Raw genomic sequence first — 25,740 nt, 5'->3', positions numbered from 1 at the left:
AATTTAAGGGGATAAGTATGCGTGAATTGACTGTCGAGGAAACTTTTGATGTTGACGGCGAAGGTGGCGCAACAACAGCTTTTCTTACAGGTGCTGGTGCAGGTGGTTTCGCAGGTGGCCTCGCTTTCGGCCCAGCAGGAGCAGCTGGTGGTGCGATAGTTGGTGGCGCAATCGGCGTTGCTCTGTATCTTTTGTGATGTAAGATTAAATTCAATATTTTACAAGGGACATTAAAAATGCGTGAACTTGATGCTGCTGAGGTTATCAACGTCGATGGTGCAGGTGAGGGCGCCTCAAACGGGTTCGCTGCTGGCGTTACCGCTGGTGCTGCTATCGGGTTCTTAGTAGGTGGCCCTGTCGGCGCTTTCGCTGGCGCCGTGAGTGGCGGAATCCATGGCGCGATCATTGGGCACTTTATGCAAGCGACCTAACTGGGTGTGCTTAGGGAAGAGGCGGGATTCGCCGCCTCTTCCTATAAGGGATGGAGCCTGGTTCTATGAATGGATTTTGTATTTAAGATTAATTCAATTAAATGGTGGTGGGAAATGAAGATCCACGGCATTGACCAAAAAAAATTCGCAATCTGCCTTGCTAGTCTGGCGATTCTAGCCGCTACGGGAAATAATTCTATTTTGCTAGTTGCATGTTTCGCGGCCATTGTAATTACTATTGCTCGATTGGTGGATGCGAGGCAAAAAATTCTGGAGCGTAAAAATAAAATTTAAATGTTATTAAGAACATTGCGGCAAGGCGCTGAAGGGCGCGAGAAATTTTATCTATTTTTTCAAAAACTGTAAAAATTTTAGAATTTTTATTAATTTTGAATTGGCGGATTATAAAATACATGAATGTGATATTGCAATCCGAGGCAACGGAATGCGGCTTGGCGTCGCTTGCCATGATTGCAGATGTTCATGGAAAAAAGATCGGCCTTTCCGAGATTCGGCGCTGCTACCCATCCTCTCTTAAAGGGGTGAAGTTAAATCAGCTTCTTCATATCGCGCAGCAACTGGGCTTTGCCACCCGTCCGCTGCGTCTGGACATGGAGCATCTGGGTCAGCTCAAGCTGCCGTGCATCCTGCACTGGGATCTCAATCATTTCGTGGTGCTGGCCAAGGTCGGCAAGTCCAAAGCGACGGTCCTTGATCCGGCCGTCGGCGAGCGCACGCTGTTGCTGGATGAGGTGTCCCAGCACTTCACCGGCGTGGCGCTGGAACTGACGCCAACTGCCGAATTCAAGCCGCAGAGGGCGGCAGCGTCGGTGTCAGCGCACCAACTCACCGGACCGATCCGAGGACTCTGGAGCGCGCTTGCGCAGATACTGCTGCTGTCCTGTGCGTTGCAGGTATTCGTCATCCTGACGCCGTTCTACATACAGTGGGTGGTGGACCAGGTGCTGGTCTCGGGCGACCGCGACCTACTGGTGGTGGTCGGCCTGGGATTCGGTTTGGCGTTGCTGCTGCAGATCGGCATCGGACTGCTTCGTGGCTGGTCGGTAGTGTATCTGTCCTCCAGGTTGGGCCTGCAGTGGATGGGCAACGTATTCGCCCATCTGATGAAGTTGCCGCTGGATTTCTTCGAGAAACGGCATCTGGGCGATGTGACATCGCGGATGGCATCGGTGCAGACGATCCAGCGGACGCTGACCACCAGTTTCGTCGAGGCCATCATCGACGGAATGATGGCGCTGGTCACCCTGGCATTGATGCTGGTCTACAGCTGGAAGCTCGCGCTGGTGACGCTGCTGGCGGTCGCGCTGTACTTGGGCATCCGCGCGATCGCCTATCGTCCGGTGCGCGATCGCACCGAGCAGCAATTGGTTGCCGCGGCCAGGCAGCAGACACATCTGCTGGAATCGCTGCGCGGCATGCAGAGCCTGAAAGTGGCCGGTGAGGAGTCGCAGCGCCGCGCGCGCTACGACAACCTGCTCAACGACACCGTCAACCAGGAAGTCGGGCTGGCCCGCATGGGTCTGGGATTCAGTACTGCCAGCCAACTAGTGTTCGGCCTGGAACGCATCGCGGTGATCTGGATCGGTGCCATGCTGGCACTGGACAACGTGTTCTCGGTCGGCATGCTGGTCGCCTATCTGGCCTATAAGGACCAATTCGCCACGCGGGTGAGCGGCCTGATCGACAAGTGGATCGAATTCCGCATGCTGCGCCTGCACGGCGAGCGCCTGGCCGACATCGTGCTGGCCGCGCCGGAAACCGACCACGCGCTTCCGGAGGCTTCGCCGCCTGCCCAGCCGCGCATTGCGGTGGAAGGACTCTCCTTCCGTTATGCCGAAAGTGAACCGTGGGTGCTCAAGGATTGCAGCTTTGCGATCGAGGCGGGCGAGTCGGTGGCAATCATTGGTCCGTCAGGATGCGGCAAGACCACGTTGTTGAAACTGCTGCTGGGTCTGCTCCTCCCGACTGAGGGCGTGATCCGCATCGGTGGCCACGACCTGCACAAGCTCGGTCCGCGCAATATGCGCGCGATGGTCGGTGCGGTGATGCAGGACGACCAACTGTTTGCCGGCAGCATCGCCGACAACATCAGCTTCTTCGATCCGGAGTTCGATCTTGCGCGGATCGAGGCGGCGGCGCGGTTGGCGGCCGTGCACGACGACATCGCCGCGATGCCGATGGGCTACCACGGCCTGATCGGCGACATGGGCAGTTCCTTGTCTGGAGGGCAGAAGCAACGGCTGATCCTGGCGCGTGCGCTGTATCGCCAGCCGCAGTTGCTGATCCTGGACGAGGCGACCAGCCACCTGGACGTGATGCGCGAGCGACTGGTCAATGCTGCGATCCAGCAGCTGGCGCTGACCAAGGTGATCGTGGCCCATCGCCCGGAAACGATCGCCAGCGCGGATCGGGTGCTAGTGATGGAGCAGGGGCGCATCGTGCAGGAACTGCGGCAGCAATCGCCCTGCGAGGCGTTCGCAGCCCCCGCGCCGGCGCTGGTTTAGCGCGAGGCCGCGGCGCGGTACTGCTAGAATTGGCCGGTCAACCTTTTTGTCAGCACCGCCATGAGCCAGACCGCCACCGCGCCCGCCAATGCGCAAACGCGTTACACCGTGCACCGCGGCGATCTGCCGCTGAGCTGCCCGACGCCGCAGATGGCGCTGTGGAATTCGCATCCGCGCGTGTACCTGCCGATCGAGGACGAGCCCAACTGCGAAGCCAAGTGCCCGTATTGCGGCGCGTTGTTCGTGCTGGCCGACTGATTACTGGCCGATGCACCGCCTGACCGTGGTGCAACTGCTGCCGGCGCTGCAGTCCGGTGGCGTCGAGCGCTCCACCCTGGAAATCGCCGCTGCGCTGGTGCGCGCCGGCCATCGCGCCGTGGTCGTGTCGGCCGGCGGGCGCCTGGTCCAGCCGCTGCTGGACGCCGGTGGCGAACATCTCACTCTGGACATCGGCCGCAAGTCGCTGCTGACGCTGCGGCATGTGGTTGGCCTGCGCCGGCTGTTCGCCGAGCTGGGGGCCGATATCGTGCATGCACGCTCGCGGCTGCCGGCCTGGCTGGGCTGGTACGCGCTGCGCGGAATGGATGCCGCAATGCGTCCGCGCCTGGTCACCACCGTGCACGGGCTCAACTCGCCCAGCCGCTACAGCGCGGTGATGACTTATGGCGAGCGGGTCATCTGCGTGTCGCGCACGGTGTGCGACTACGTGGGTACGCACTATCCGCACACCGATCCGGCGCGCCTGCGCACGATTCCGCGCGGCGTGGACATCGCCCAGTTTCCGCGATGTCTGCAGCCGGATCGACGTGCACGTGCCTGGGTCCAGACCCTGTTGCCCGGCTTGCCGGCCGAGGCGCCGCTGCTGTTGCTGCCTGGCCGCGGTACCCGCCTGAAAGGGCATGCCGACGGCCTGCACCTGCTGGCCGATGTCCGCGCTGCCGGCGTGCCGGCCTGGCTATGGCTGCCCGGGGCGCGCGAGCCCGGACGCGAGGCGTATCTACGCGAACTGGAGGCCGAGGCGGTCCGGTTGGGCGTGGCCGAGGCCGTCGCGTTCACCGAGCCGACGGCGCGCATCGCCGACGCCTACGCCGCCAGCGATCTGGTGCTGCAGCTGTCGCGCAAGCCGGAGGCCTTCGGCCGCACCGTGGTCGAGGCCCTGGCTGTCGGGCGGCCGGTGCTGGGCTGGGCGCATGGCGGGGTGGGCGAACTGCTGGCCGAGCTGCAGCCCGGCGGCGCGGTGACGCCCTTCGATGCCCAGGCCCTGTGCGCGCAGGCGCTGGCCCTGCTGCAGCAGGCGCCCGCTGCGCCTGCGGTGATTCCCTATACATTGCCGGCCATGCAAGTGGCCACCTTGAAGGTCTATGACGAACTCTGCCGCTGACGCCACGGCGCGCGCGCCCATGTTGAGCCCCGACGCAGGCCGCTGGGCGCCGCTGTGGGTGATCCTGTTCGTTGCGCTGTGGCCTACGCCGGGCCTGGCCGAAACGGTGCTGTCGCTGGGCGCGGTATTCGCGGCGTACCGCTTGTTGCACGCGCGTTTTCGCGGCGGCACCGGCCTGCTCAGCGGTGCGGCCTGGGCGCTGACCAGCGTGCTGTTCTTCGCGTACTGGCTGCCGCAGATGCTGTCGGCCTTCGATGCGGTGGATGCCGGGCGTGCACTGCGCAAGTCTGCTACCGACCTGCGCTACCTGCCTTTCATGTGGCTGTGCGCGATTGCGGTGGCCAATGCGCAGCGGCGCCGCCGCACCTTCACCGGCCTGGCCGTGATCGGCGGGGTATGGACGCTGGATGCGCTGATGCAGGCCGTAATCGGCAGCAGCCCGCTGTTCTTCGGGCTGGATCAACTCAAGCAGCTGATCAGCGGGCACGGGCTATGCACGCCGCAGGAGCTGGCGCTGGTGGACCGCCTCAGCGGCGTGCTGGGGCCGTGCAATCTCAAGTTCGGGCAGACCCTGGCCAGCCTGTCGCCGTTCCTGTTGCTGGCGCTGGGGCGACGCACTGTCTGGGCCTGGGTGGGCGGGGCGGCGGCCGTCGGGGTGGTACTGGTGCTGGCCGGGTCGCGCGCCTCGTGGATCACCTATGCGGTGATCGTCGTGCTGTCCGGCTGGCAGTTGCTGGGCGGTCGCCGCCTGCTGGCGGCGGCGGTGGTCGGGGTATTGCTGGCCGGCGGCGTGGTGGCGGTGGCGCCGCAGGCGCGTGAGCGTCTCCAACGCACCGCGCTGGCGTTCGGCGGTGGCGAGCAGGGCGTGGATCAGGCCTTGTCCGGGCGTGCGCAGATCTGGAGCGCGGCGCTGTGCATGATTGGCGAGCATCCGCTCAATGGTGTGGGCGCGCGCGGCTTCCGGCAGGCCTATCCGGCCTGCAATCCGGCGCCGACCCAGGCGCCGGCATGGGGCGACGGCCCGGCGTTCCACGCGCATCAGATCGTGCTGGAAATCCTGGCCGAAACCGGGGTGATCGGGCTGCTGCTCTGGCTGGCCGGCGCGGCGCAGGCCTGGCGTGCGTGGCGCTATTCGAGCGCTGCTGCGCGCGAGCAGGCGCGCCCGGCGATGATTGCGTTGGTGGCCACTGTCTTCCCGCTCAACACGCATCTGGCGTTCTATTCCAGCTTCTGGGGCGGGCTGAGCCTGATGTTGGCCGGCCTGTATGCCGGCGCGTTGCTCAACGACTACGCAGACCAGCCGCCGCCGGGTTGATGCGTTTGCCTGCGGATTGCGCTTGTCGGCGATCGATGGCGTCCGCGCACTGCGTCATCAGCCGCTCGCCCTGCGGCGACGGCTCAGTGATAGAACGCGCTGCGCCCGCCGGGCCGACGCTTGAAGCGGCGATGGATCCACAGGGATCGATCCGGTGCCTCGCGCACCATGTCCCCGATCGCCGCATTGACCTGCGTGGCGTCGGCGATCACATCCTCTATGGCATGGCTTGCAGCGGAGTCGTCACCAGCAGCGGCGCTCTATGCTCACAAGCCCCCTGCTCGCAGTGTTGCGATAACATCCGTTCCAGCCGCTACCCGCGCGACATCTGCACGAGGAAACGCATATGGGCGATATCCCCGAATCCCGTTACGCCGCCTTGGCGCGCCGTGTTGTGGAGGCGCACGCCGCGCAGCTGCCGCGCGACCTGCAACTGATCAACGAACGCACGGTACGCGAGCTTGGTGCGCTGCCCCGCAATGGACTACCGGCGCAGGTCAGGCGCAAGCCCAAACCTGCACCCTGGGTGCAGCCGGTGCAACAGGGTCCTACACTGGATAACCAAGCGCCGGTGGCGCTGCATGACTCTCTCCCCGATCCTGGCGCCCCCGACATGTTCCATTTCCGCAATCCGTTCAAGAAGAAGCCGCGCGAGCCGTGGCCGCTGCGGTTCGATAGTTATTCGTTCGATGCGCGCTGCTATCACACCCTGCGGTGCAGCATCATTTTTGATCGGCAGCAGCATTCATCCAGTGACTTGGATAGATTTTCTGGCGAGCCTCACAAGGCTAACTGGAAAGATGACTGGAGGGGCGGCTTCGGCAGCACCGAAGAGTTCGAGACACGCGGATTCCCGTCGACGGTCGATATCCGCTGGACCGCGATGGATGGCGTGGAGCGCTACGTCGAGATCGATTTCGAGAAGATCTTTCCGGGTCATCTCATCCTGCACAACGTTGCAAGAGAAGATATCGATGAGTTCTTCTTGGTCCATGGTTACTCGGGAAACGGGCGTCATCACGTCTACATCTTGCTGGAAGTCAACGATCGCACGATCAATGTATATATGCGTAACAGGATTCTGACGAAACATTTGGCTGATCCAGAGCACGATCCCAATTTGAAGATAAGCCGAGGGGAACTGATCCTGGCCTGGACCAAGACCTACTGACGGAGCATGCACCATGGACAAGAAGACCGTGCTGCAACTGGGCGCAGATGGCCTGCCACTCGACGATGTGTCGCATTACGCCGCCACGCCGGAGCATCTGCAAACCTACGAGCAAGCTGCACAAGACTTGTATCGCTTCAAGACGCCGCAGCTGTTCGACCGTGCCGACCCGCACTCGTATCTGATCGTTGGCCTGATGGATGGCACCGGCAACGATGCCGACAAGGATCCATTGCATGCCACCAATGTCGCCAAGTTTAGAGAGCAAGTTAAAGATTTAAAGAAAGCTGGTATAGAACGCATCGACTTCGAATACATCGAAGGTGCCGGCACCCAGGACGAAGTTCTGACCCGCACGGTGGACGGCGCCACTGGCCGGACCAGCCTGGCGCGTGCAGAGGAAATGTATGAGCGTCTGAGGACGCAGTCGCAGGAAATCTTTCAAGCCGACCCGCAAGCAAAAATTACCTTCCATCTGGAAGGCTTCAGCCGCGGCGCCAGCCAGGTGCCGTTGCTGGCGCGCATGATCGATGGTCGCGGCATTCCCGATCCCGACGGCGGCATTCGTGGGTTCAGTGAAGACGGCCATCCCATCTACAACCGCTACCACCAATCCCCCGGCCGCACCCCGATGAGCGTGGGCCTGTACGACCCGGTGCCCACCGGGTACATGGAGCTGTTCGACCGGCGCCTGCCGCCGTCGGTGGTGTCCGGCTTTCAGGTCACCGCTGCCGATGAGCGGCGCGGTTTGTTTCCGGTGGATCAGATCCTTCCGCAGGGCGTTTCGGAAGATGGCCGTTTTCTGCATGTCACCGTCGCCGGCGCGCACTCGGACATCGGCGGCAGTTACCTGCGCGGCGGGCTGGGCGTGCGCAGCCTCAACCTGATGACCGATTATCACAATGGGGTGCTCAGCGAGCCGTTGTTGCCGCGCATGCACGAGCCGACCGATGCGCGGATGAATGTGCTGCACAGCTCAGAAGAAGGGAATGCCTTGTTTCGCGTGGCATCCAAGGTCGAGCGTGCCACGCTCGCCGGCCAGGTGCATCAACTCACAGCCGATAACGCGCGTTACGTGCCACCAGGCGAAGTGGTCACGATCCCCGCCCAAGCGCCCGAGCCGTTGCACGGCGCATTGGCACCGATGGCAGAGGCCGCACGACCGGTACAACGTACCGCGCAGGTCGCCGATGCCGCGTTGACCGAAGGCGATGCATTGGCTGCACGCCTTGAGCGCAGTGGCAATGTCGCGTTCCGGCCTTATGCACCGACGCTGCTCGACCATCCTGGCGCACGCGCCGCTGGCGCGCTGGGCGTGGCCGCCACGCTGTACGAGGCACAGCAGTCCGGCGAAAAAATCGCCACGTTGCTTTCGCAAAGCAACCCGCTGGCCGCTCAATCGGAACTGGCGCATTTCGCCGGCCGCAACGTCGGCGGCTGGGCCGGTGGCACCGCAGCGGCGTATGCGCTGGGCGCATCCGGCGCCGGCCCGATGGCGCTGATCGCCGCCGATGCGTATTTCATGAGCAAGGCCGGCGAGAAGGCCGCCGAGTTGCTCGACAACCGCGCCATCTACACCCTGACCGATCGCGACGGGACGCAATGGTCGTTCAACGGCACCGCGTGGGCGCGCGAGGGCAAGGCCGACACCACCAATGATGGCGTGGACAATCCCACCGCCACGCCCATCGTCGCCAGCTACGAAAAAGCCCGCGAACTGAATTACCAGGCCACCAACGCCGCCGCCGCGCTGGCACTCAGAGATGCACCCGCACCGCAAAATCCGTATCGCCTGCCGGCCAGCGACATCGATCCGCCCAGCTTGAGCACCGCCGACTGGTCGCGCGATCCCAACGATGGGCAATGGCGACGCACGGTGCAGAGCGGTGTGGTTGCAGACGCCGACAGCGCTGTCTACCGCACCGATATCGCACCGCCACTGCGCGCGGCGGAACTGGACGCACAAGCGCAAGCCGTGATCGCCGGCAACATCGCCAACAGCCCCGGCGCGATTGCCGCGCGCTATGAGCTGGCGTATCAGCGCAGCGGCTGGGCGGCGGCTGGATTGCCGTTGTCGGAGACAGTACAACAGGCATTACCCAATGCAGACGCGTTGACCGCATCGGACGGCCAGCAGTATCGCCGCGCTGCCGACGGCCGCTGGACCGGCGCCGCTGGCCCAGCAACAGGCAATGTCGCGTTGGAACTGGACGCCACCCGCGCGATCCTGCGGCCGGCACTGGCTGAGCATGCGCAGGCGGTGGCGGCCATCCGGCAGTCGCCGCCATCGCTGCAGGATCAGCAGCGCGAAGAAACGCTCTACCGCTATCGCATCGTCGGCACCGAACTGAAGCCGGAGTGGCGCGAGGCGATCGATCTGGCGACCACGCGCACGCGCGCAGCGCACGGCCTTGCCGGCGATGGCTCGATGAAACTGCAACGCGGCCCCACCGGTGCATTTGGTGCCGATAGCCCCATCGCGCATTTTCAACGCGATGCCGATGGCGTGGACCGCGTGGCCGCCGTGACCAGCAGTGAGGACATTCGGCAAGCCCTGCGCGAGGTGCAGATGCGCGGACAAAACCTCGCACCCACCGCTGAAGCGTCGATGCCACACGTTGCCGCAGGCCCCGCGCCGCCGTCGCAGCCCAATGGCCAGCGCATTGCGCCACACGCAGCGCCCGAGATCGCCACGCTCGCCACCGTCAACGTGCGTGCACCCGGGATCGACGTCGCGCCTGCGCCAGCCATCCAGGCTGCCGGACCTTCGGTTGCATCGCCGGCGCTAAGCACTGACACCCATGTGTCCAACACCGCCGGAGTCTCTGCCAGCTTGGCGCCCAGCGATCAGGGACGCTTGCAACCCGGCGATCGTGGCACCGAGGTACAGGCGCTGCAGGCCAGCCTGATCCAGTTGGGCATCAACGATCGGATCAAGACCCCGGTGGAACTCAATGGCGTTTACGACCAGCCCACCCTGCGCGGGGTGCAGGCGTTTCAGTTGATGCACGGCATGGACGAGGTCAACGGCATTGCCGACCGCAGTACCCTGGCGGCGGTGCAGCAGCAGGCGGGCATTGCCATTGCCCAGCGCGACGTGACGCGGCAACCTGCCGCTCCCGGGCTGCAGGACGCGCCGCACGCCGCCATGGCCGCACCAACCGCAGCCGTCGCATCTCCCGACCGCAGCCAACCCGACCTGCACGCGCAGCACCAGCAACAAGCGCTGGATCAGCAACGCCAGTGGCAGCTGCAGCAGGAGCAAACGCTGCAACAGGAGCGCGGGCGACTGAAGGAGCAGGAGAAAATCGAAGATCAACCCAACCAGGCACCGGTGGCAAGCAGCATCGACAGCCCCCAGCGCAGCCAGACCTCGCCCGCACTGCGGCCCATGAGTGATCCCGCGCACCCCGGCCATGCGTTGTATGCAGATGTGAAAGATCGCCTGGAGGCCAAGGGCACGCCGCTGCCGGAGGATCGCCTGCACCAGGTCGCTACAGAGATGTACACCATCGGCTTCAAGCCGGACTGGCACGGGCGCGTGGATGTGGTCAACGACACTTTTTATGCGCAACACGCCACCGACCCCACCAAGCGGATGAACCTCTCGCTCGCCGAGCCTACGCCGTCGATCCAGGAATCGATGCAACAGGCGCAGGCCCACACGCTGGAGACCGTGCGGCAGCAGGAAGCGATTGCCCAAGCCAGGCAGGACCCGGCACCGCCAGGGCCGGTACTTGGTAGCCGGGTGATATTGAGGTCAGCCCTTGCATCGCTGCCGAGCATGGACGCTGGTTGCGCGATCCCTGCGCCACATCGAAAGTGCGGCACTCCCCTCAGTGGTATGCAGATGCAGCCGAGCATGCGCGCACGCCAACCGGTATCGGCCAATGTGCTCGGCAAGGTTTGCAATGCTGGCAAGCAAGGAGCCCATGCCAGTGGCTGACAGCACATCTTGGATGCGACCTGAAGTGTCGGTACTGGGTCCTGAGTTCTCGGCTCTGGAGCGCGTCGACTGGCACAGTCTCCAACATGGGCCGGCGCTGGTCTATTTGCTTGCGCATGCACGATGCGAAACGTTCTATATCGACGTGGCAGACAGTATGAGCGCGATCGAAAAGATCACTAAGCGCTTCGCGCGGGACCAGAGACAGGTCGTGCCAGAGCGTTGCGTAAGACCGGCCTTGCTGGTGTGGTTGCAAGCGTATGCCGACATGGCAACGGCACAGGCGCGGGCGAAGCAACTCCGCACCTGGCCACATGCCTGGCAGCGGCGACTTGTCGAAACGCTGAATCCTGGTTGGATCGAGCTGTACGCCTACGCCTATGGATTGCCTATCCATATGCTAGCGGTGGTCGGCGAACACCGGGCTCGTTTGCTTTACCTATAGGCCGTCTCGCATGCATGTCTGCTGGAACGCCGCTTCGATATCGCTCCATTTCTGAATTCCGTCAGCGGTCAAAGTCGAGTACCCACTTGAAGACGCGCACTGTGGATGCGCTTACAACATGCTTCGGACCAATCCACCTCACCGATAGAACGCGCTGCGCCCGCCGGGCTGACGCTTGAAACGGCGATGGATCCACAGGTATTGATCCGGTGCCTCGCGCACCATGTCCTCGATCGCCGCATTGACCTGCGTGGTATCGGCGATCACATCCTCTGATGGAATGCCCGCCAGCGGCGGGGCGATCTTGAGGATGTAGCGGCCGCCTTCGCGGCGATGGAAGTACGGCACCACCGCGCAGCCGGTCAGCCGCGCCAGCTGATGGGTGGCGGTGATGGTGGACGCCGGGTGGCCAAAGAACGGCACGAACACGGTGTCCTTGCCGCGCATGTCCTGGTCCGGCGCGTACCACAGGAAACCGCCGCGCTTGAGATGCTTGAGGGTGGCGCGCAGGTCTTCGTTGGCAAACATGTGCGTGGCATAGCGCAGACGCCCACGCTTGACCGCCCATTCGAACACCGGGTTGCGGTGCTTGCGGTACATTCCGGCCAGCGGCACGTGGTCGCAGAGCAGGCGCCCGCACATCTCCAGCGTCATGAAATGGCCCGATACCAGCAGCACGCCACGCTGTTGTTCCTGCAGCTGTTGCAGATGTTCCAGGCCTTCGATCTGTACCCCGGGGCGAATGGCGTCGATGCTGCCCCACCAGGCGCGCGCAAATTCGAACAGGCCCACGCCCAGCGCATCGAAGCTGTCGCGCAACAGTCGTGCCCGCCAGGCGTCGTCCTGCTCGGGAAAGCAGAGTTTGAGGTTGACCTCGGCAGCGCGCCGGCGCGTGCCGGCCATGCGCATCGCGATCCAGCCCACGCCGCGGCCCAACGCGCGCTGCAGCGTCCAGGGCAAACGCCCGGCCAGCACCATCACGGCCAGGCCAAGGAACATGGGCCAGTGCCTGGGGTTGCGCAGGGAAGGGCGGACGGCGACGTTGGCGGACTCGGACATGCGCCAATTCTAAGGGATCGCGTGCGCGCGGCAGCGTGCACATGCGCACGCAGGAGCGCTCCCGTATCCTGCACGGATGCGGAAAGACCCGATCGAATGGCTGTTGCGTGGGCTGTACTCGGCGCTGTTGTATCTGTTGCTGCCGATCACGGTGTACCACCTGGTGTGGCGCGGTTTCCGCGTGCGCGAATACTTCAATCGCTGGAACGAGCGCTATGCGTCGTATACGCATGCCTGCGGCCGCCCGCGCGTGTGGGTACATGCGGTATCGGTGGGCGAGGTCAACGCGGCCGCGCCGCTGGTCAACGCCTTGCGCGCGCAGCGGCCGGATATCCGTTGGGTCATCACCACCATCACGCCCACCGGCTCCGAACGCGTGCGTGCGGTGTGGGGCGATGCGGTGGATCACGTCTATCTGCCGTACGACGTGCCCGGCAGCGTGGGGCGGTTTCTTGAGCACTTCCGCCCGCGGCTGGCGCTGATCCTGGAAACCGAGTTGTGGCCGAACATGTTGTTCGGTTGCCGCGACCGCAGGATTCCGCTGTACATCCTCAACGCGCGGCTGTCGGCGCGCTCGTTGCGCGGCTATCGCGTGCTGGCACCGTTGATCAGCCGCGCGCTGCGTACGGTGACCTGCGTGGCAGCACAATCGCAAGACGATGCCGAACGCTTCCTCACCCTGGGTGCGCGGCCGGAGCAGGTGGTGGCGCTGGGTAATCTCAAATTCGATATCGCCGCGCCCGACCAATTGCAGGCCCTGGTCACGCAGTTCCGCACCCATGTGCCGGCAACACGGCCGGTATGGATCGCCGCCAGCACGCATGAGGGCGAGGAGGCTGCGGTGGCCGATATCCATGCGCGGTTGCTGGCCGAGTTTCCCGATCTGCTGCTGCTCTGGGCGCCACGCCATCCCGAGCGGTTTCCCAAGGTCGAGGCGTTGGCGCGCGAGCGCGGCTGGAGCGTGGCCACACGCAAGGTGCAGCAGTGGCCGCAGGCGCGCGACAAGGTCTTCGTACTCGACACCCTGGGCGAGCTGATGAGTTTCTATGCATGCGCGCAGGTCGCCTTCGTCGGCGGCAGCCTGCAGCTGATCGGTGGGCACAACCTGCTGGAGCCGGCAGCAGTGGGCACGCCGGCGGTGACCGGCCCGCATCTGCATAACTTTTCGGAAATCTCGCGGCGCATGCGCGAGGCCGATGCGGTTGCCATCTGCGAGGACGCCGATTGCGTGTATCGCGATCTGGCCCGGTTGCTGGGCGATCCCGCACAGCGTAAGGCGATGGCGGCCGCGGGCCTGGCGCTGGTGGCCAATGGCAAGGGTGCGGTGGCGCGTACGCTGGTGCAGATTGCGCAGGATTTGCCGCCGGTGGCCACCGAGGGCGTGGTGGGCTGAGATCTGCTGCCTCTGCGCGCCAGGGCTGTATCGAGCCAGGTACGCTGACCGGCAGGGTTCAAGATGCAGTGTTGACGACGCCGTGGCGTGAATCGACGCGGCGCTTTATCGAGTACATGTCATCGCGCCAGGCGCTGGCGTATGTAGCGCACTCGCCGCGCTGCGGCCTGCACCAGAGCGCAGCGCCCATGAAAAAGCGGGCTTTCGCCCGCCTTTTCATGAGGTGCAATCCACTCTTACTGCAGCGAACCGCTGCCTTGCAGCTTCGATTCGGCATCCTGCGACAGCAGACGATTGACGTCCTGCAGATCGGTGATATCCAGCTTGCCGATGGCCTGACCCAGCAACAGACGGTTCTGCAGGAAGGTGTAGCGCGACTGCGCGTAGTTCAACTGCGCCTGGAACAGCGTGCGCTGGTTCTGCACCACGTCCAGCACGGTGCGGGTACCGACTTCCAGGCCGACCTGCGATGCATCGTAGGCAGCCTGCGCGGAGACCACGGCCAGGCGACGCGCTTCCACTTCGCTGATGCCGGCGACCACGGTTTGGTAGGCATTGCGCGTATTGCGGTCCAGCGCGCGCTTCTGCTGCTCGTAGGTGTCCTGCTGGATATCGCGCTGTGACAGCGCCTGACGCACGGCCGATTGCGTGGCACCGCCAGCGAAGATCGGAATCGACACGCTGATGCCGACGGAGTCGGTATCGATGTCTCGGCCCTGAGTGGTGAACACGCCGCTTTCAGCGGCACCGGTACCCCAGCTGTTGCTGCGGCCAATGCTGCCGGTCAGGCTGACCGTGGGCAGGTGACCTGCACGCGCGGCATTGACCTGTGCCTCTGCTGCGCTGACCTGCAGCTGCTGCGCCTTCAATGCCGGGTTGTCGGCGATCGCGCTGGCGACCAGCTGATCCACGTTGCTATAGGCGGCGGGCACTTCGGGACGGAAATCTTCCGGCAGTGAGCGCAGGCCCACCACCGGCTGGCCGGTGAGTTCGGTCAGTGCCTGGTAGTAATCCTTCAGCGTGTTGCGCGCGTTGATCGTGTCGGCGCGTGCCTGGTCATACTGCGCGCGGGCTTCGTGTACGTCGGTGATCGGCGCCAGGCCAACTTCAAGGCGCTTGTCGGCATAGTCGAACTGCTTCTTGGCCGCCGCTTCGTTAGTCTCCGCCGCCGCGAGCGACTCGATGCCGACCAGCACCTGGAAATACGCCGCCGAGGTGCGGGTGATCAAGTCGTTGTTGGCGGACGCCAGCGTGAAATCTGCCGCCTTGGCCACTTCGCGTTGCGCACGCAAGGTGGCGAACTGCGACCAGTTGAAGATCGTCTGCGAGCCTTGCAACTGGGTCGAGCGAGACGAGGTCGTGAGACGGCCATCCTGGCCTTCGATTTCGCGGTGCGACTTACTGTAGTCGTAGGCACCGTTGATCTGTGGCAACAATGCCGCGCGCGCCTGCACCTGTCCCTCCCGATTCACCAGCCGGGTGGACTCGGCCACGGCCAGCTGCGGATCGCCATTGCGGGCCATTTCGTAGACCTGCAGCAGATCGGTGGCATGCGCTGCCATCGGTGACAGGACGGTGGCCAGGGCCAGGGCGAGGGATCGGCGGATCATCGGGGGGGCTTCCTTGGGAATCAGAATTGGAATCGGGGCGTCGGTGCGGCGCCCTGGAGATAGGCGAGGTCGGTTTCGAACAACGATTCAATGCGCGGGGCGTTGACCTCGCCGCGAACCAGGACCGCTTCCATGACCGGATCGTGACCGCGGACGACGAACAGCCGGCCATTCGGGCGCAGCCACTGCAGCCACTGGGCAGGCAGCGTATCGACCGCGCCGGTCACGCAGATGGCATCGAAGCGGCGCTCGCTCTGCCAACCGAAGACATCGGCGGTTTCGATGCGCACGTTGCTGCCGAGGCCGGCATTGTCGAGATTGGCGCGTGCCGCCGCGGCTAGCGCCGGGTCGATCTCCAGACTGACCACTTCGCGAGCCAGTGCGGCCAGGCAGGCGGTGGAAAACCCGCTGCCGGTGCCGATTTCCAGCACGTCTTCGCCCGGCTGCAGGTCCAGCGCCTGCAACATGCGGCCTTCGACCACCGGCTTCATCATCTTGTGGCCGGTCGACAGCGGAATCTCCACATCGACATAGGCCAGGGTCTTGTAGGCCTCCGGCACGAAGACTTCGCGCGGCAGGCGCGCCAGCACGTCGAGCACGCGCAGGTCCAGCACGTCCCACGGCCGGATCTGCTGTTCGACCATTTTTTCGCGGGCCTGGGTGAAATCGATCGTCATGGTGCGGTTATCCAATGCGGTGGGGCGAGCATTTTACCGGTGCACGGGGCAACTGGTGCATCTAGCATCGCCGCGCGCCGACCACCGGCGCAGTGCCGGAAGTCATCGCCACCAAAGGCCGGGGGCAATCAGCGCGGCCCATATGCCCTCAGGAAGAAGTCCACGCTGGACTCGATGTGCTCGTTCACCTGCGCGCGCGTGGGCTGGCCGTGCAGGCCGCACATCATCAGGGCGTACAGCTCGCCCTTGAGCAGGCAGAAGAATTGCGAGGCGGCGCGCGGCAAATCGGCAATGTCCAGCTGGCCATCGGCCACCCGCGCGGCCAGGAACGCCGCCAGCGCCTGCTGGGTCCGCTTGGGGCCGGCATCCCAGAACATCTCGCGCACATGCACGTCGCCGGTACCCGGCACCATCATCATGCGGTGGGTGGAGATGGCCGACTCGGTGCTGACCATGGCGAAGAACGCATGGGCGATCTCGATCAACTGGTCGCGCAGCGCGCCCTTGGGCGCATGGTCGAACAGGTCGTCGGGCATCATCTCCTGGCACTGCGCGCGGATCGCCTTGGCAAACAGGCTTTCCTTGTCGCCGAAGTGGCTATAGACGGTGAGCTTGGAGACGCCAGCCAGCGCGGCGATCCCATCCATGCTTACCCCGGCATAGCCTTGCTCCATGAACAGCGTACGGGCCGCCCCAAGAATGGCGGCGCGTTTCCCAAGATCCTTGGGACGTCCAGGGCCGTTGCTCCTGGCCTTGGACTTGAGTGGGGGCGAGCTGGACATGCACTTAATACTAGACCATCGGGTTCTATATTTACACTCGGCCTGCTGAATGCATCAGCGCCGCTGCCCGGCCGGGCGGGCGCTCGCCGCCGGCCGTGTGATGTCGGGCACGCTTGGCAACCCGGCAAAATGCCGCAAGCCGCGCTGTCTTCAGGCCGATCCCTGTGCCGGTCATAGCGATTGCCTATCACTTGTCTGTTCGGATACGCCCGGTGTCATGGTGCGCCCGGCAGCTGTGGGGGATGTACCTAGGGCGACAATAAAACCCCGGTGCTAGATTGGCCCGGCGCCTGCCCGTGCATACCGGCAGGCATCTCCAACAGCACGGACGAGGGAACGGGGAGCGTGGACAGGGTGGGGGGCAACCGCAGGCATTAAGCCTCCGCGGCACGCGCGTGCTGCGGATGGCGATTGCATGGCTTTGGTGCGTGGCCTGCTGCGGCCTGCCCGGCATGCAGCCGGCCGCCGCGCAGCCGCTGGAGCACACCACCTACCACACCGTCGCGCGCTGGAACATGGACGACGGCCTGCCGCACAACCTGGTGCATGCGGTGGCTCAGGGCGAAGACGGGTTGATCTGGTCGGGAACCTGGGAAGGCGTGGCGCGGTTCAACGGCCGCGATTTCACCGTGTACGACCGCCAGAACACGCCGGGCGTGGAACTGGGCGGCGTGTTCGTGGTGGTGCGTGACAGCGCGGGCGGCATGTTGTTCGGCACCGCCTTCGACGGTGTGTACCGCTACAAGGACGGCGACTGGCAGCAGCTGGGCGATGCCTCGGCACGCCACCTGGCGGTGAGTGCCCTGTTGCGCCGTGCCGATGGCGCGCTGTGGGTGGGCACGCCGCAGACGCTGTACCGGATCGAGGCGGACGGGCGGCTGGTCGATGTCGGCCGTCAGTCCGGTTTGCCTCGCGCGCGCATCACCGCCTTGTCCACCGACGACAGTGGCGATCTATGGGTGGGCACCGAAGCCGGGTTGTTCCTGCTGCCGCGTGCCGGTGGCCCGGCGGTCGTCTGGGGCGAGGCGCACGGCATGCGGAATGTGCCGGTGCGCCGGCTTGCCAGCGACCGCCAGGGCGGCTTGCTGGCCGCCGGCGACGACGGCGTGTGGTGGTGGAGCCGCGGTGGTGGGTTGCAACGGTTTCGCCAGGGCCAGCGGGTGGACGCCTTGTTGCTGGATCGGCGCGGGCATCTGTGGATGAGCATGCCGAGCGGTACGCTGGTGGTGCACAGCGGCGCGGGCGTGCCCGATGAGCAGGTGTCGATCTCCGGGGTCGCCAGCCCGGCGTTGCTGGAAGATGCCGAGGGGCTGATCTGGGTCGGCAGCACGCATGGCCTGTTCCGCATCGCCGAAGGCGCCGCGCATGGCATCACCCAGGACGACGGGCTTGCCTCGGACTACGTGCGCACGGTATTGCAGACCAGCGACGGCACCGTGTGGGTGGGGAGCGCGGTGGGGCTGGATCGCTGGCGCGACGGCCAGATCAGCCGCGTGTCGCTGCTGCCGAAAAACGAAGGGGGCCGCGTGCTGGAGCAGTCGGTGCTGTCGCTGGCCGATGCCGGCGATGGCGGGGTGTGGGCCGGCACCTATAGCCAGGGCGTGCTGCGGCTGGATGCGCAAGGCAAGGTGGTGGTGCGCATCGGTGCGGGCGATGGGCTGCCTTCGCTGTCGGTGCGTGCGGTGCTGCCCGATGGCGAGGATCTGTGGATCGGCACCACCGGCGGGTTGGTGCGTTGGCGCGACGGCAAGGCGCGCCGCTACACCGTAGCCGATGGCGTGCCCGACGGATCGGTGCAGGCGTTGTATCGCGATGCGCAGGGCATCGTCTGGATCGGTACCGACCGCGGCATGACCGGGCTGTCGCCGGGCGGCAGCACCCGTGTGTGGCTGGGCGAGCAGGATTTCCCCGGTCAGAACGCCTTCGACTTCCTGCGTGATGCGAGCGGCGATCTGTGGATTGCCAGCGATCGCGGCCTGCTGCGCTTGCGCGGCGAGCGCTTCCAGGTCTACGACCACCGTGTCGGGCTGCCACGCGACAAGGTGTTTCGCGTGATCGACGACGGCCGCGGCTATCTGTGGCTGTCGAGCAACCATGGCGTGTTCCGCATCGCCCGCAGCGACTTCGACCAGATCGATGCCGGCACCCGCGAGCAACTGAGCGTGGAGGTGGTGGATCGCAGCGATGGCATGCCCAGCAACCAGGGCAATGGCAGCAGCGCACCGGCCGGCTGGCTGACGCTGTCCGGACAATTGCTGTTCCCCACCTCGGCCGGTCTTGGCGTGATCGATCCGGCGCGGGTCGGCACCTTGCAAGGCCATCGCGTGCCGATCGTGTTCGAGCGCCTGCTGGTCGATGGCATGGTGCAGCCGCTGAGCGGCCAGCATCTGCTGGGGGCGGAAACCCGGCGTATCGCCATCGGCTATGCGGGCCTGAATTTCCGCGGGCCGGACAAGGTGCGTTACCGCTATCGGCTGGAAGGCTTCGATCCGGACTGGGTGGATGCCGACAACGCCACCGAGGCGGTGTATACCAACCTGCCGCCGGGCCGCTTTCGCTTCCGCGTGCAGGCGATGTCGTTGCCGGTGGATTGGCGGCAGACTGCCTTGCTCGGCGAATCGAGCCTGGTCATCACGCTGGCACCGCCGTGGTGGCGCCGTCGCGAGGTGATCGCGGTGGGCGTGCTTGCGCTGGGCAGCCTGATCTACGGCTTCTACCTCTGGCGCACGGCCAGCTACCGGCGCCGTCAGCGCGAGCTCAATACCGTGATCGACCGGCGCACCCGCGAATTGAGCGACAAGAATGTCGCCCTGCAGCAGGCCAGCCAGGAACGCGAAGCGTTGATGCGCCAGCTGGAATACCGCGCCAGCCACGACGTGCTGACCGCGCTGCCGAACCGGCGCGAAGCCGAGCGCGTGCTGCAGCAGTGGTTCCAGCAGGCGCGCAGCGGCGGCGCCACGCTGGCGCTGGCGTTGATGGATATCGATCACTTCAAGCGCATCAACGACGAGTACGGGCATGACGTGGGCGATGCGGTACTCAGCGCGCTGGGCGAGGCGTTGAGCGAGCAGGATCAGGCGCAGTGTTTTGCAGCGCGCCATGGCGGTGAGGAGTTCCTGCTGGCCGCCACCGGGCTGGACGCGGCGCAGGCGCGCGCGCTGTTCGAGCAGATGCGGCAGCGATTGGCAGCGATCGAGGTGCAGGCCCAGGGCATCGTAGTGCGGTGTACCGCCAGCATGGGCATGGCGATGAGCGACGAAGCGCCCACCCGGCGCGAACTGCTTGCGTTGGCAGACCGCCGGCTGTACCAGGCCAAGCGGCAGGGGCGCGATCGCCTGGTCGATCAGTAGCGGTGCGATAGGGAAATCACCAGCGCTGTCACGTTGATCGCGTCACCTCACGGCCGCTCCGCCTGCGCATGCAACAACGCAACGAACGCTTGCGCGGCACGCGACAAAGTGCGCCCGCCATGCGTCACGCAGCCCAGCTCGCGCGATAGCGCGACATCGGCCAGCGGCAGCGCCACGATCTGATGGTCGATCATGCGCTCGGGCAGCACGCTCCAGGCCAGCCCTACCGACACCAGCATCTTGATCGTCTCCAGGTAGTTGGTGGTCATGCGCAACTGCGGCACCAGACCGCGCTCGGCGAACAGCCTGGCCACGATACGGTGAGTGAAGGTGCCCGGGTCCGGCAGCACCGCCGGATGCGCCACGACATCCTCCAGCGCCACCTCGCGCAGGGCGGCCAACGGGTGATCCGGCGCCCCCACGAACTGCAGGCGATCGTGCCAGATCGCCTGCGCGCGCAGCGGCGCACGCGTCTCCGGCGCCAGCGTGGTCACCGCCAGTTCCACCTCGCCACGCAGCACCGCCGCGTAGGCCAGTTCCGAATCCAGGAACTGGATGTCCAGCGCCGCCTGCGGGTGCTGCGTGGCGAAGTTGCGTAGCAGTGCAGGAAGCCGATGCAGGCCGACATGGTGGCTGGTGGCTAGGCTGAGCCGTCCGCCGACCGCCGCGCCCAGATGTTCCAGTACGCGGTGGGTGTCCTGCAGTTCGGCAAGGATGCGTTGGGCGCGCGGCAACAAGGCGTGCCCGGCCTCGGTCAGCACCACCTGGCGGCCCAGGCGATCGAACAGCCGCGCGGACAGTTGCCTCTCCAGCAGGGCGATGCGTTTGCTCACCGCCGGCTGGGTCAGATGCAAGGCCTCGCCGGCTGCGGAAAAGCTGCCGCTCTCGGCAATGGCCACGAAGGCACTGAGACTGGCCAGATCCATTGCTATTCCTGAAATTCATTTTTTGAATAAAATATATGAATTTGCGTTATCCGCGGCAAGCTCCTAGCATCGAAAACAGCCAGGTGGGCGCACCCACCATCCGCCACCCGCTTTCGGATCGCCGCAATGACCGCCAAGACGCTGTACGACAAATTGTGGGAAATGCACGAGGTCACCCGCCGTAACGACGGCTCGTCGCTGATCTATATCGACCGCCACATCCTGCATGAAGTGACCTCGCCGCAAGCCTTCGAGGGTCTGCGCCTGGCCGGGCGCACGCCGTGGCGCATCGACGCCAACATCGCCACCCCCGACCACAACGTGCCCACCACCCGTGCCGAGCGGCAGGGCGGGCTCGAGTCGATCTCCGACGAAGTCTCGCGCCTGCAGGTGCAGACCCTGGACGAGAACTGCGACGATTTCGGCATCCTCGAGTTCAAGATGAACGACACCCGCCAGGGCATCGTGCACGTGGTCGGCCCCGAGCAGGGCGCCACGCTGCCCGGCATGACGGTGGTCTGTGGCGATTCGCACACCTCCACGCACGGCGCATTCGGCGCGCTGGCGCACGGCATCGGCACCTCCGAGGTCGAGCATGTGCTCGCCACGCAATGCCTGATCGCCAAAAAGATGAAGAACCTGCAGGTACGTGTCGAAGGCACGTTGCCGTTCGGCGTGACTGCCAAGGACATTGTGCTGGCGGTGATCGGCAGGATCGGTACCGCCGGCGGCAACGGCCACGCGCTGGAATTTGCCGGCAGCGCCATCGCCGACCTGTCGATGGAAGGCCGCATGACCATCTGCAACATGTCCATCGAGGCCGGCGCGCGCGTGGGCATGGTGGCGGTGGACGAAAAGACCATTGCCTACGTGCAGGGCCGCCCGTTCGCGCCCAAGGGCACCGACTGGGAGGCGGCGGTTGCGTTGTGGCGCACCCTGGTCTCCGATCCGGGCGCGCACTTCGATACGGTGGTGGAACTGCGTGCCGAAGACATCAAGCCGCAGGTCAGCTGGGGAACCTCGCCGGAGATGGTGCTGGCGGTGGACCAGCGCGTGCCGGACCCGGCAGTCGAGCAGGATCCGACCAAGCGCGATTCGATCGAACGCGCGCTCAAGTACATGGGCCTGCGCGCCAACCAGCCGATCACCGCCATCCGCCTGGATCGCGTGTTCATCGGCTCTTGCACCAACTCGCGTATCGAAGACCTGCGCGCGGCCGCCGCAGTGGCCAAGGGCCGCAAGGTAGCCTCTACCATCAAGCAGGCGCTGGTTGTCCCCGGCTCGGGCCTGGTCAAGGCGCAGGCCGAAGCCGAAGGTCTGGACAAGGTGTTTCTGGACGCCGGCTTCGAATGGCGCGAGCCGGGCTGTTCGATGTGCCTGGCCATGAACCCGGACAAGCTGGGCAGCGGCGAACATTGCGCGTCCACCTCCAACCGCAACTTCGAAGGTCGCCAGGGCGCCGGTGGCTGCACCCACCTGGTCAGCCCGGCGATGGCCGCCGCGGCGGCGGTGAGCGGGCACTTCGTCGATGTGCGTGAACTTGGAGATTCGGCAATAGGGATTCGGGATTCGTAAAAAGCGCTCCGTCATCCCCAGCCTTTTCGAATCCCCAATCCCAAATCCCGGCCCCTCTCAATGACTCCTTTCACCCAACACACCGGACTGGTGGCGCCGCTGGATCGCGCCAACGTCGATACCGACCAGATCATTCCCAAGCAGTTCCTGAAGTCGATCAAGCGCACCGGCTTCGGGCCGAACCTGTTCGACGAATGGCGCTATCTGGATATCGGCGAGCCGGGGCGCGACAACAGTACACGTCCGCTCAATCCAGAGTTCGTGCTCAATTTTCCGCGTTACCAGGGCGCCAGCGTGCTGCTGGCACGCGAGAACTTTGGCTGCGGTTCCTCGCGCGAACATGCGCCATGGGCGCTGGACGAGTACGGGTTCCGCGCGGTGATCGCGCCGAGTTTTGCCGACATCTTCTACAACAACAGCTTCAAGAACGGCCTGCTGCCGATCGTGCTGGCCGAAGCAGACGTGGACGCCCTGTTCGAGCAGTGCCTGGCCACCGAAGGCTATCAACTCACCGTGGATCTGGACGCGCAGCGCGTGCGCCGGCCCGATGGTGTGGAATACGCCTTCGAGGTCGATGCATTCCGCAAGCACTGCCTGCGCAATGGACTGGACGACATCGGCCTGACCTTGCAGGACGCCGACGCGATCGGTCGGTTCGAACACGCCCATCGCGTGCGGCAGCCGTGGCTGTTCGGCGCCCTGCAGTGATCGCGGCGGCGGCATCCCCGCGCGCGGACACCCTGGGCGCGCATGTCGCCGCGCAGTTCGGTGCGCAGGCGCAGGCCTATCTGCAGAGCGAGGTGCATGCACAGGGCAGCGAGTTCGCCGCACTGCGCGCTGGCCTGGAGGGACATCGCAATGGCCGCCTGCTCGACCTGGGCTGTGGGGCCGGGCATGTGAGTTTCCAGTTGGCGCCACTGATGGCCGATGTCGTGGCCTACGATCTCTCGGCCGAGATGCTGGAGGTCGTGGCGGCCACGGCGGCCGAGCGCGGCCTGGCCCAGGTGCGCACCGTGCGCGGTGTCGCCGAGCGCCTGCCGTTCGAGACCGGCAGCCTGGATGTGGTGGTCAGCCGATATTCGGCGCACCACTGGAGCGACCTGGGGCAGGCATTGCGCGAAGTGCGGCGGGTCCTGCGGCCGGGCGGCGTGGCGGCGTTCATCGACGTGGTGGCGCCGGGATTGCCCCTGCTGGACACGCATCTGCAGGCAATCGAACTGCTACGCGATACCAGTCACGTGCGCGACTACAGCGTGGCGCAGTGGCTGCAGATGCTGGGCGAGGCCGGCCTGCAGGTGCAGCGCCATCATTGCCAACGTCTGCAGCTGGACTACCTGAGCTGGGTGGACCGCATGCGCACTCCCGCGGTGCTCCGCGCGGCAATCCGCGCGCTGCAGGACGCGGCGGTGGACGATGTTCGCGACTATTTCCAGATTGCCGCCGACGGCTCTTTCAGCACCGACGTGCTGGTGCTGTGGGCGGCACGGTGATTCCCATGGCGCGGTGGCGCCAACCCACGAGGATTGCATGAGCAGGCAGATTCTGATTCTTCCCGGTGACGGCATCGGCCCGGAAATCATGGCCGAAGCGGTCAGGGTGCTGACGCGGATCGACGCGCAGCACGGTCTTGGCTATAGCCTGGTGTACGACGAACTCGGCGGTGCCGCCTACGACAAATATGGCAGCCCGCTGGCTGATGAAACGCTGGAGCGCGCGCGCGCCGCCGATGCGGTGCTGCTGGGCGCGGTGGGTGGCCCGCAGTGGGACACCATCGACCCGGCATTGCGCCCGGAGCGCGGCCTGCTCAAGATCCGCTCGCAGCTGGGCCTGTTCGCCAACTTGCGCCCGGCCTTGCTGTATCCGCAACTGGCCGAGGCATCCACGCTCAAGCCGGAGGTGGTTTCGGGTCTGGATCTGCTGATCCTGCGCGAGTTGACCGGCGGCATCTACTTCGGCCAGCCGCGCGGAAATCGCACCCTGGACAACGGCGAGCGCCAGGCCTATGACACCTTGCCGTATAGCGAAAGCGAGATCCGCCGTATCGCCAAGGCCGGCTTCGAGATGGCGCGCCTGCGCGGCAAGAAGCTGTGCTCGGTCGACAAGGCCAACGTGCTGGCATCGAGCCAGCTGTGGCGCGCGGTGGTGGAAGAGCTGGCCAAGGACTATCCGGATATCGCGCTGTCGCATATGTACGTCGACAACGCCGCGATGCAGCTGGTGCGCGCGCCCAAGCAGTTCGACGTGATCGTGACCGACAACATGTTCGGCGACATCCTGTCCGACCAGGCCTCGATGCTCACCGGCTCGATCGGCATGCTGCCGTCGGCCTCGCTGGATGCCAACAGCAAGGGCATGTACGAGCCGTGCCATGGCTCGGCGCCGGATATCGCAGGCAAGGGCATCGCCAATCCGCTGGCCACCATCCTGTCGGTGGCGATGATGCTGCGCTATACGTTTGCGCAGGCCGATGCAGCGGACGCAATCGAGCGTGCAGTCGGCAAGGTCCTCGACCAGGGCCTGCGCACTGCCGACATCTGGTCCGAAGGCACCACCAAGGTCGGCACCGTGGCAATGGGCGATGCAGTGGTGGCCGCGCTGTAACAGCGCTCGCTTCCCCGAGGCGTCGTGGCTGTACCGGTGGCTATCGTTCTTCGGTCGATAGCCACTTTCGTTTGGCTGACCGATTCGTGATCACACCATTCGACCGAGGCGCTTGCATGAAATCGACGGATGTCCTGCGCAGGACTGGTCGGCACGCAGGGGCGGTCGGTGGCGCGGCGCCGCGTCCGGTGTCGGGACACGCCGTGAATCCGTCCATGGAGGCTCGGTGGCGGCATCCATGCCGCCACACGGTCCCGCCCCCGGACGCGACACTGCGCTCTCAAGATTGCTACCGCTGATCGGCAAGCGATGCTTCAAGCAGGTGTTGATTCCTGAGGACTTCGTGGCCAATGTGATCGGCAAGCCATCCATCTACTGTCATGTCGCCAGCGATGATGACGCTCCGAAAGATGTGCAGACCACCAGGCCCTTCGCATTTCTTTCGGCAACCGACGACAACCCTTAGACTCAACTTCCAAGTGCAACACCCCGCCTTGACGTAGGGTAGCGGCATGGGCACACAGTACAGGCACCTGGGTTCCGAAGAACGCGC

21 protein-coding genes and 2 pseudogenes are annotated in these 25,740 nt (G+C 65.1%); 17 read left to right on the top strand and 6 right to left on the bottom strand.

Features of this window, described 5'->3' with window-relative positions:
- Positions 1-17 precede the first annotated feature (17 nt).
- From XCSCFBP4642_RS27430 to XCSCFBP4642_RS0116925, 7 genes are all read left to right on the top strand, one after another.
- On the top strand, positions 18-197 hold the full coding sequence (locus XCSCFBP4642_RS27430) for a hypothetical protein (protein ID WP_200859707.1): 180 nt from the start codon (positions 18-20) through the stop codon (positions 195-197).
- 39 nt (positions 198-236) lie between these two features.
- A complete protein-coding gene (locus XCSCFBP4642_RS27425; protein WP_084624564.1) occupies positions 237-431 on the top strand; it encodes a glycine zipper domain-containing protein in 195 nt (64 codons plus the stop codon).
- Between the two features lie 114 nt (positions 432-545).
- Positions 546-725, top strand: a complete 180-nt coding sequence (locus XCSCFBP4642_RS28800) for a hypothetical protein (RefSeq protein ID WP_235048235.1) — start codon at positions 546-548, stop codon at positions 723-725.
- Between the two features lie 119 nt (positions 726-844).
- Entirely contained in the window at positions 845-2,956 is a 2,112-nt protein-coding gene (locus tag XCSCFBP4642_RS0116940; RefSeq protein ID WP_029220832.1) for a peptidase domain-containing ABC transporter, read from the top strand.
- Positions 2,957-3,016: 60 nt separating this feature from the next.
- Positions 3,017-3,214 carry a zinc-finger domain-containing protein gene (locus XCSCFBP4642_RS0116935; RefSeq protein WP_014504522.1) on the top strand — a complete coding sequence of 66 codons (198 nt, stop codon included), beginning with the start codon at positions 3,017-3,019 and terminating at the stop codon, positions 3,212-3,214.
- 10 nt (positions 3,215-3,224) lie between these two features.
- Positions 3,225-4,337 carry a glycosyltransferase gene (locus tag XCSCFBP4642_RS0116930; protein ID WP_029220831.1) on the top strand — a complete coding sequence of 371 codons (1,113 nt, stop codon included), beginning with the start codon at positions 3,225-3,227 and terminating at the stop codon, positions 4,335-4,337.
- Positions 4,318-5,652, top strand: a complete 1,335-nt coding sequence (locus XCSCFBP4642_RS0116925) for an O-antigen ligase family protein (RefSeq protein WP_029220830.1) — start codon at positions 4,318-4,320, stop codon at positions 5,650-5,652. The genes XCSCFBP4642_RS0116930 and XCSCFBP4642_RS0116925 overlap by 20 nt, the downstream gene beginning before the upstream one ends.
- A gap of 83 nt (positions 5,653-5,735) precedes the next feature.
- Here XCSCFBP4642_RS0116925 and XCSCFBP4642_RS28795 read toward each other — a convergent pair.
- Positions 5,736-5,870: pseudogene (locus tag XCSCFBP4642_RS28795) on the bottom strand (LpxL/LpxP family Kdo(2)-lipid IV(A) lauroyl/palmitoleoyl acyltransferase); the annotation flags it as partial.
- 128 nt (positions 5,871-5,998) lie between these two features.
- Between XCSCFBP4642_RS28795 and XCSCFBP4642_RS0116910 the strand changes: the two are divergent.
- The 3 genes and pseudogenes from XCSCFBP4642_RS0116910 to XCSCFBP4642_RS25115 all read left to right on the top strand — a co-directional run bounded on the left by XCSCFBP4642_RS0116910 (position 5,999) and on the right by XCSCFBP4642_RS25115 (position 11,214).
- A complete protein-coding gene (locus XCSCFBP4642_RS0116910) occupies positions 5,999-6,823 on the top strand; it encodes a hypothetical protein (protein WP_228325710.1) in 825 nt (274 codons plus the stop codon).
- A 13-nt stretch (positions 6,824-6,836) separates the two neighbouring features.
- Positions 6,837-9,821: pseudogene (locus XCSCFBP4642_RS27420) on the top strand (phospholipase effector Tle1 domain-containing protein); the annotation flags it as partial.
- A gap of 940 nt (positions 9,822-10,761) precedes the next feature.
- Complete coding sequence (locus XCSCFBP4642_RS25115) at positions 10,762-11,214, top strand: GIY-YIG nuclease family protein (RefSeq protein WP_228325711.1); 453 nt, start codon at positions 10,762-10,764, stop codon at positions 11,212-11,214.
- Between the two features lie 138 nt (positions 11,215-11,352).
- Here XCSCFBP4642_RS25115 and XCSCFBP4642_RS0116900 read toward each other — a convergent pair whose 3' ends face one another.
- The gene (locus XCSCFBP4642_RS0116900) at positions 11,353-12,273 is read right to left on the bottom strand and encodes an LpxL/LpxP family Kdo(2)-lipid IV(A) lauroyl/palmitoleoyl acyltransferase (RefSeq protein WP_029220829.1); all 921 of its coding nucleotides are present in this window, start codon (positions 12,271-12,273) and stop codon (positions 11,353-11,355) included.
- A gap of 76 nt (positions 12,274-12,349) precedes the next feature.
- Here XCSCFBP4642_RS0116900 and waaA point away from each other — a divergent pair, with 76 nt between their 5' ends.
- A complete protein-coding gene (gene waaA, locus XCSCFBP4642_RS0116895; protein ID WP_029220828.1) occupies positions 12,350-13,666 on the top strand; it encodes a lipid IV(A) 3-deoxy-D-manno-octulosonic acid transferase in 1,317 nt (438 codons plus the stop codon).
- A gap of 236 nt (positions 13,667-13,902) precedes the next feature.
- On the opposite strand, the gene XCSCFBP4642_RS0116890 is transcribed toward waaA, so the two are convergent.
- The 3 genes from XCSCFBP4642_RS0116890 to XCSCFBP4642_RS0116880 all read right to left on the bottom strand — a co-directional run bounded on the left by XCSCFBP4642_RS0116890 (position 13,903) and on the right by XCSCFBP4642_RS0116880 (position 16,735).
- Entirely contained in the window at positions 13,903-15,276 is a 1,374-nt protein-coding gene (locus XCSCFBP4642_RS0116890) for a TolC family outer membrane protein (RefSeq protein WP_029220827.1), read from the bottom strand.
- Between the two features lie 20 nt (positions 15,277-15,296).
- Complete coding sequence (locus XCSCFBP4642_RS0116885) at positions 15,297-15,953, bottom strand: protein-L-isoaspartate O-methyltransferase family protein (RefSeq protein ID WP_029220826.1); 657 nt, start codon at positions 15,951-15,953, stop codon at positions 15,297-15,299.
- A 128-nt stretch (positions 15,954-16,081) separates the two neighbouring features.
- Positions 16,082-16,735, bottom strand: coding sequence for a TetR/AcrR family transcriptional regulator (locus tag XCSCFBP4642_RS0116880; protein ID WP_029220825.1), 654 nt, complete (start codon positions 16,733-16,735; stop codon positions 16,082-16,084).
- A gap of 404 nt (positions 16,736-17,139) precedes the next feature.
- Between XCSCFBP4642_RS0116880 and XCSCFBP4642_RS0116875 the strand changes: the two genes are divergently transcribed.
- Entirely contained in the window at positions 17,140-20,085 is a 2,946-nt protein-coding gene (locus XCSCFBP4642_RS0116875; RefSeq protein WP_053329581.1) for a ligand-binding sensor domain-containing diguanylate cyclase, read from the top strand.
- A gap of 47 nt (positions 20,086-20,132) precedes the next feature.
- Here XCSCFBP4642_RS0116875 and XCSCFBP4642_RS0116870 read toward each other — a convergent pair whose 3' ends face one another.
- Entirely contained in the window at positions 20,133-21,011 is an 879-nt protein-coding gene (locus XCSCFBP4642_RS0116870) for a LysR family transcriptional regulator (protein WP_029220823.1), read from the bottom strand.
- Positions 21,012-21,137: 126 nt separating this feature from the next.
- Here XCSCFBP4642_RS0116870 and leuC point away from each other — a divergent pair, with 126 nt between their 5' ends.
- From leuC to XCSCFBP4642_RS27415, 5 genes are all read left to right on the top strand, one after another.
- Positions 21,138-22,586: a 3-isopropylmalate dehydratase large subunit gene (leuC, locus tag XCSCFBP4642_RS0116865; RefSeq protein WP_029220822.1), complete on the top strand. Its 1,449-nt coding sequence runs from the start codon at positions 21,138-21,140 to the stop codon at positions 22,584-22,586.
- A gap of 60 nt (positions 22,587-22,646) precedes the next feature.
- Positions 22,647-23,294, top strand: a complete 648-nt coding sequence (gene leuD / locus XCSCFBP4642_RS0116860; protein WP_029220821.1) for a 3-isopropylmalate dehydratase small subunit — start codon at positions 22,647-22,649, stop codon at positions 23,292-23,294.
- 32 nt (positions 23,295-23,326) lie between these two features.
- The gene (locus XCSCFBP4642_RS0116855; protein ID WP_033899335.1) at positions 23,327-24,076 is read left to right on the top strand and encodes a class I SAM-dependent methyltransferase; all 750 of its coding nucleotides are present in this window, start codon (positions 23,327-23,329) and stop codon (positions 24,074-24,076) included.
- Positions 24,077-24,113: 37 nt separating this feature from the next.
- Entirely contained in the window at positions 24,114-25,187 is a 1,074-nt protein-coding gene (leuB, locus tag XCSCFBP4642_RS0116850; RefSeq protein WP_029220819.1) for a 3-isopropylmalate dehydrogenase, read from the top strand.
- Between the two features lie 226 nt (positions 25,188-25,413).
- Positions 25,414-25,653 (top strand): hypothetical protein, encoded by a 240-nt coding sequence (locus tag XCSCFBP4642_RS27415; RefSeq protein WP_167331374.1) that lies wholly within the window; start codon positions 25,414-25,416, stop codon positions 25,651-25,653.
- Positions 25,654-25,740 lie beyond the last annotated feature (87 nt).

The organism is Xanthomonas cassavae CFBP 4642 (genome assembly GCF_000454545.1).
GTDB classification, from domain to species: domain Bacteria; phylum Pseudomonadota; class Gammaproteobacteria; order Xanthomonadales; family Xanthomonadaceae; genus Xanthomonas; species Xanthomonas cassavae.
The sequence above is the reverse complement of the archived record's forward strand: the minus strand, read 5'-3'. Positions and strand labels throughout refer to the sequence as shown.

Bases quoted from the DNA above. Each gene is read 5' to 3' on its own strand.
- XCSCFBP4642_RS0116935 (WP_014504522.1), top strand. From the start codon at position 3,017: ATGAGCCAGACCGCCACCGCGCCCGCCAATGCGCAAACGCGTTACACC.
- XCSCFBP4642_RS0116870 (WP_029220823.1), bottom strand. From the start codon at position 21,011: ATGGATCTGGCCAGTCTCAGTGCCTTCGTGGCCATTGCCGAGAGCGGC.
- XCSCFBP4642_RS0116930 (WP_029220831.1), top strand. From the start codon at position 3,225: ATGCACCGCCTGACCGTGGTGCAACTGCTGCCGGCGCTGCAGTCCGGT.
- XCSCFBP4642_RS0116890 (WP_029220827.1), bottom strand. From the start codon at position 15,276: ATGATCCGCCGATCCCTCGCCCTGGCCCTGGCCACCGTCCTGTCACCG.
- waaA (WP_029220828.1), top strand. From the start codon at position 12,350: ATGCGGAAAGACCCGATCGAATGGCTGTTGCGTGGGCTGTACTCGGCG.
- XCSCFBP4642_RS0116910 (WP_228325710.1), top strand. From the start codon at position 5,999: ATGGGCGATATCCCCGAATCCCGTTACGCCGCCTTGGCGCGCCGTGTT.
- leuC (WP_029220822.1), top strand. From the start codon at position 21,138: ATGACCGCCAAGACGCTGTACGACAAATTGTGGGAAATGCACGAGGTC.
- XCSCFBP4642_RS0116900 (WP_029220829.1), bottom strand. From the start codon at position 12,273: ATGTCCGAGTCCGCCAACGTCGCCGTCCGCCCTTCCCTGCGCAACCCC.
- leuB (WP_029220819.1), top strand. From the start codon at position 24,114: ATGAGCAGGCAGATTCTGATTCTTCCCGGTGACGGCATCGGCCCGGAA.
- XCSCFBP4642_RS0116875 (WP_053329581.1), top strand. From the start codon at position 17,140: ATGGCGATTGCATGGCTTTGGTGCGTGGCCTGCTGCGGCCTGCCCGGC.
- XCSCFBP4642_RS0116925 (WP_029220830.1), top strand. From the start codon at position 4,318: ATGACGAACTCTGCCGCTGACGCCACGGCGCGCGCGCCCATGTTGAGC.
- XCSCFBP4642_RS27430 (WP_200859707.1), top strand. From the start codon at position 18: ATGCGTGAATTGACTGTCGAGGAAACTTTTGATGTTGACGGCGAAGGT.
- XCSCFBP4642_RS0116880 (WP_029220825.1), bottom strand. From the start codon at position 16,735: ATGTCCAGCTCGCCCCCACTCAAGTCCAAGGCCAGGAGCAACGGCCCT.
- leuD (WP_029220821.1), top strand. From the start codon at position 22,647: ATGACTCCTTTCACCCAACACACCGGACTGGTGGCGCCGCTGGATCGC.
- XCSCFBP4642_RS27425 (WP_084624564.1), top strand. From the start codon at position 237: ATGCGTGAACTTGATGCTGCTGAGGTTATCAACGTCGATGGTGCAGGT.
- XCSCFBP4642_RS0116885 (WP_029220826.1), bottom strand. From the start codon at position 15,953: ATGACGATCGATTTCACCCAGGCCCGCGAAAAAATGGTCGAACAGCAG.
- XCSCFBP4642_RS28800 (WP_235048235.1), top strand. From the start codon at position 546: ATGAAGATCCACGGCATTGACCAAAAAAAATTCGCAATCTGCCTTGCT.
- XCSCFBP4642_RS0116940 (WP_029220832.1), top strand. From the start codon at position 845: ATGAATGTGATATTGCAATCCGAGGCAACGGAATGCGGCTTGGCGTCG.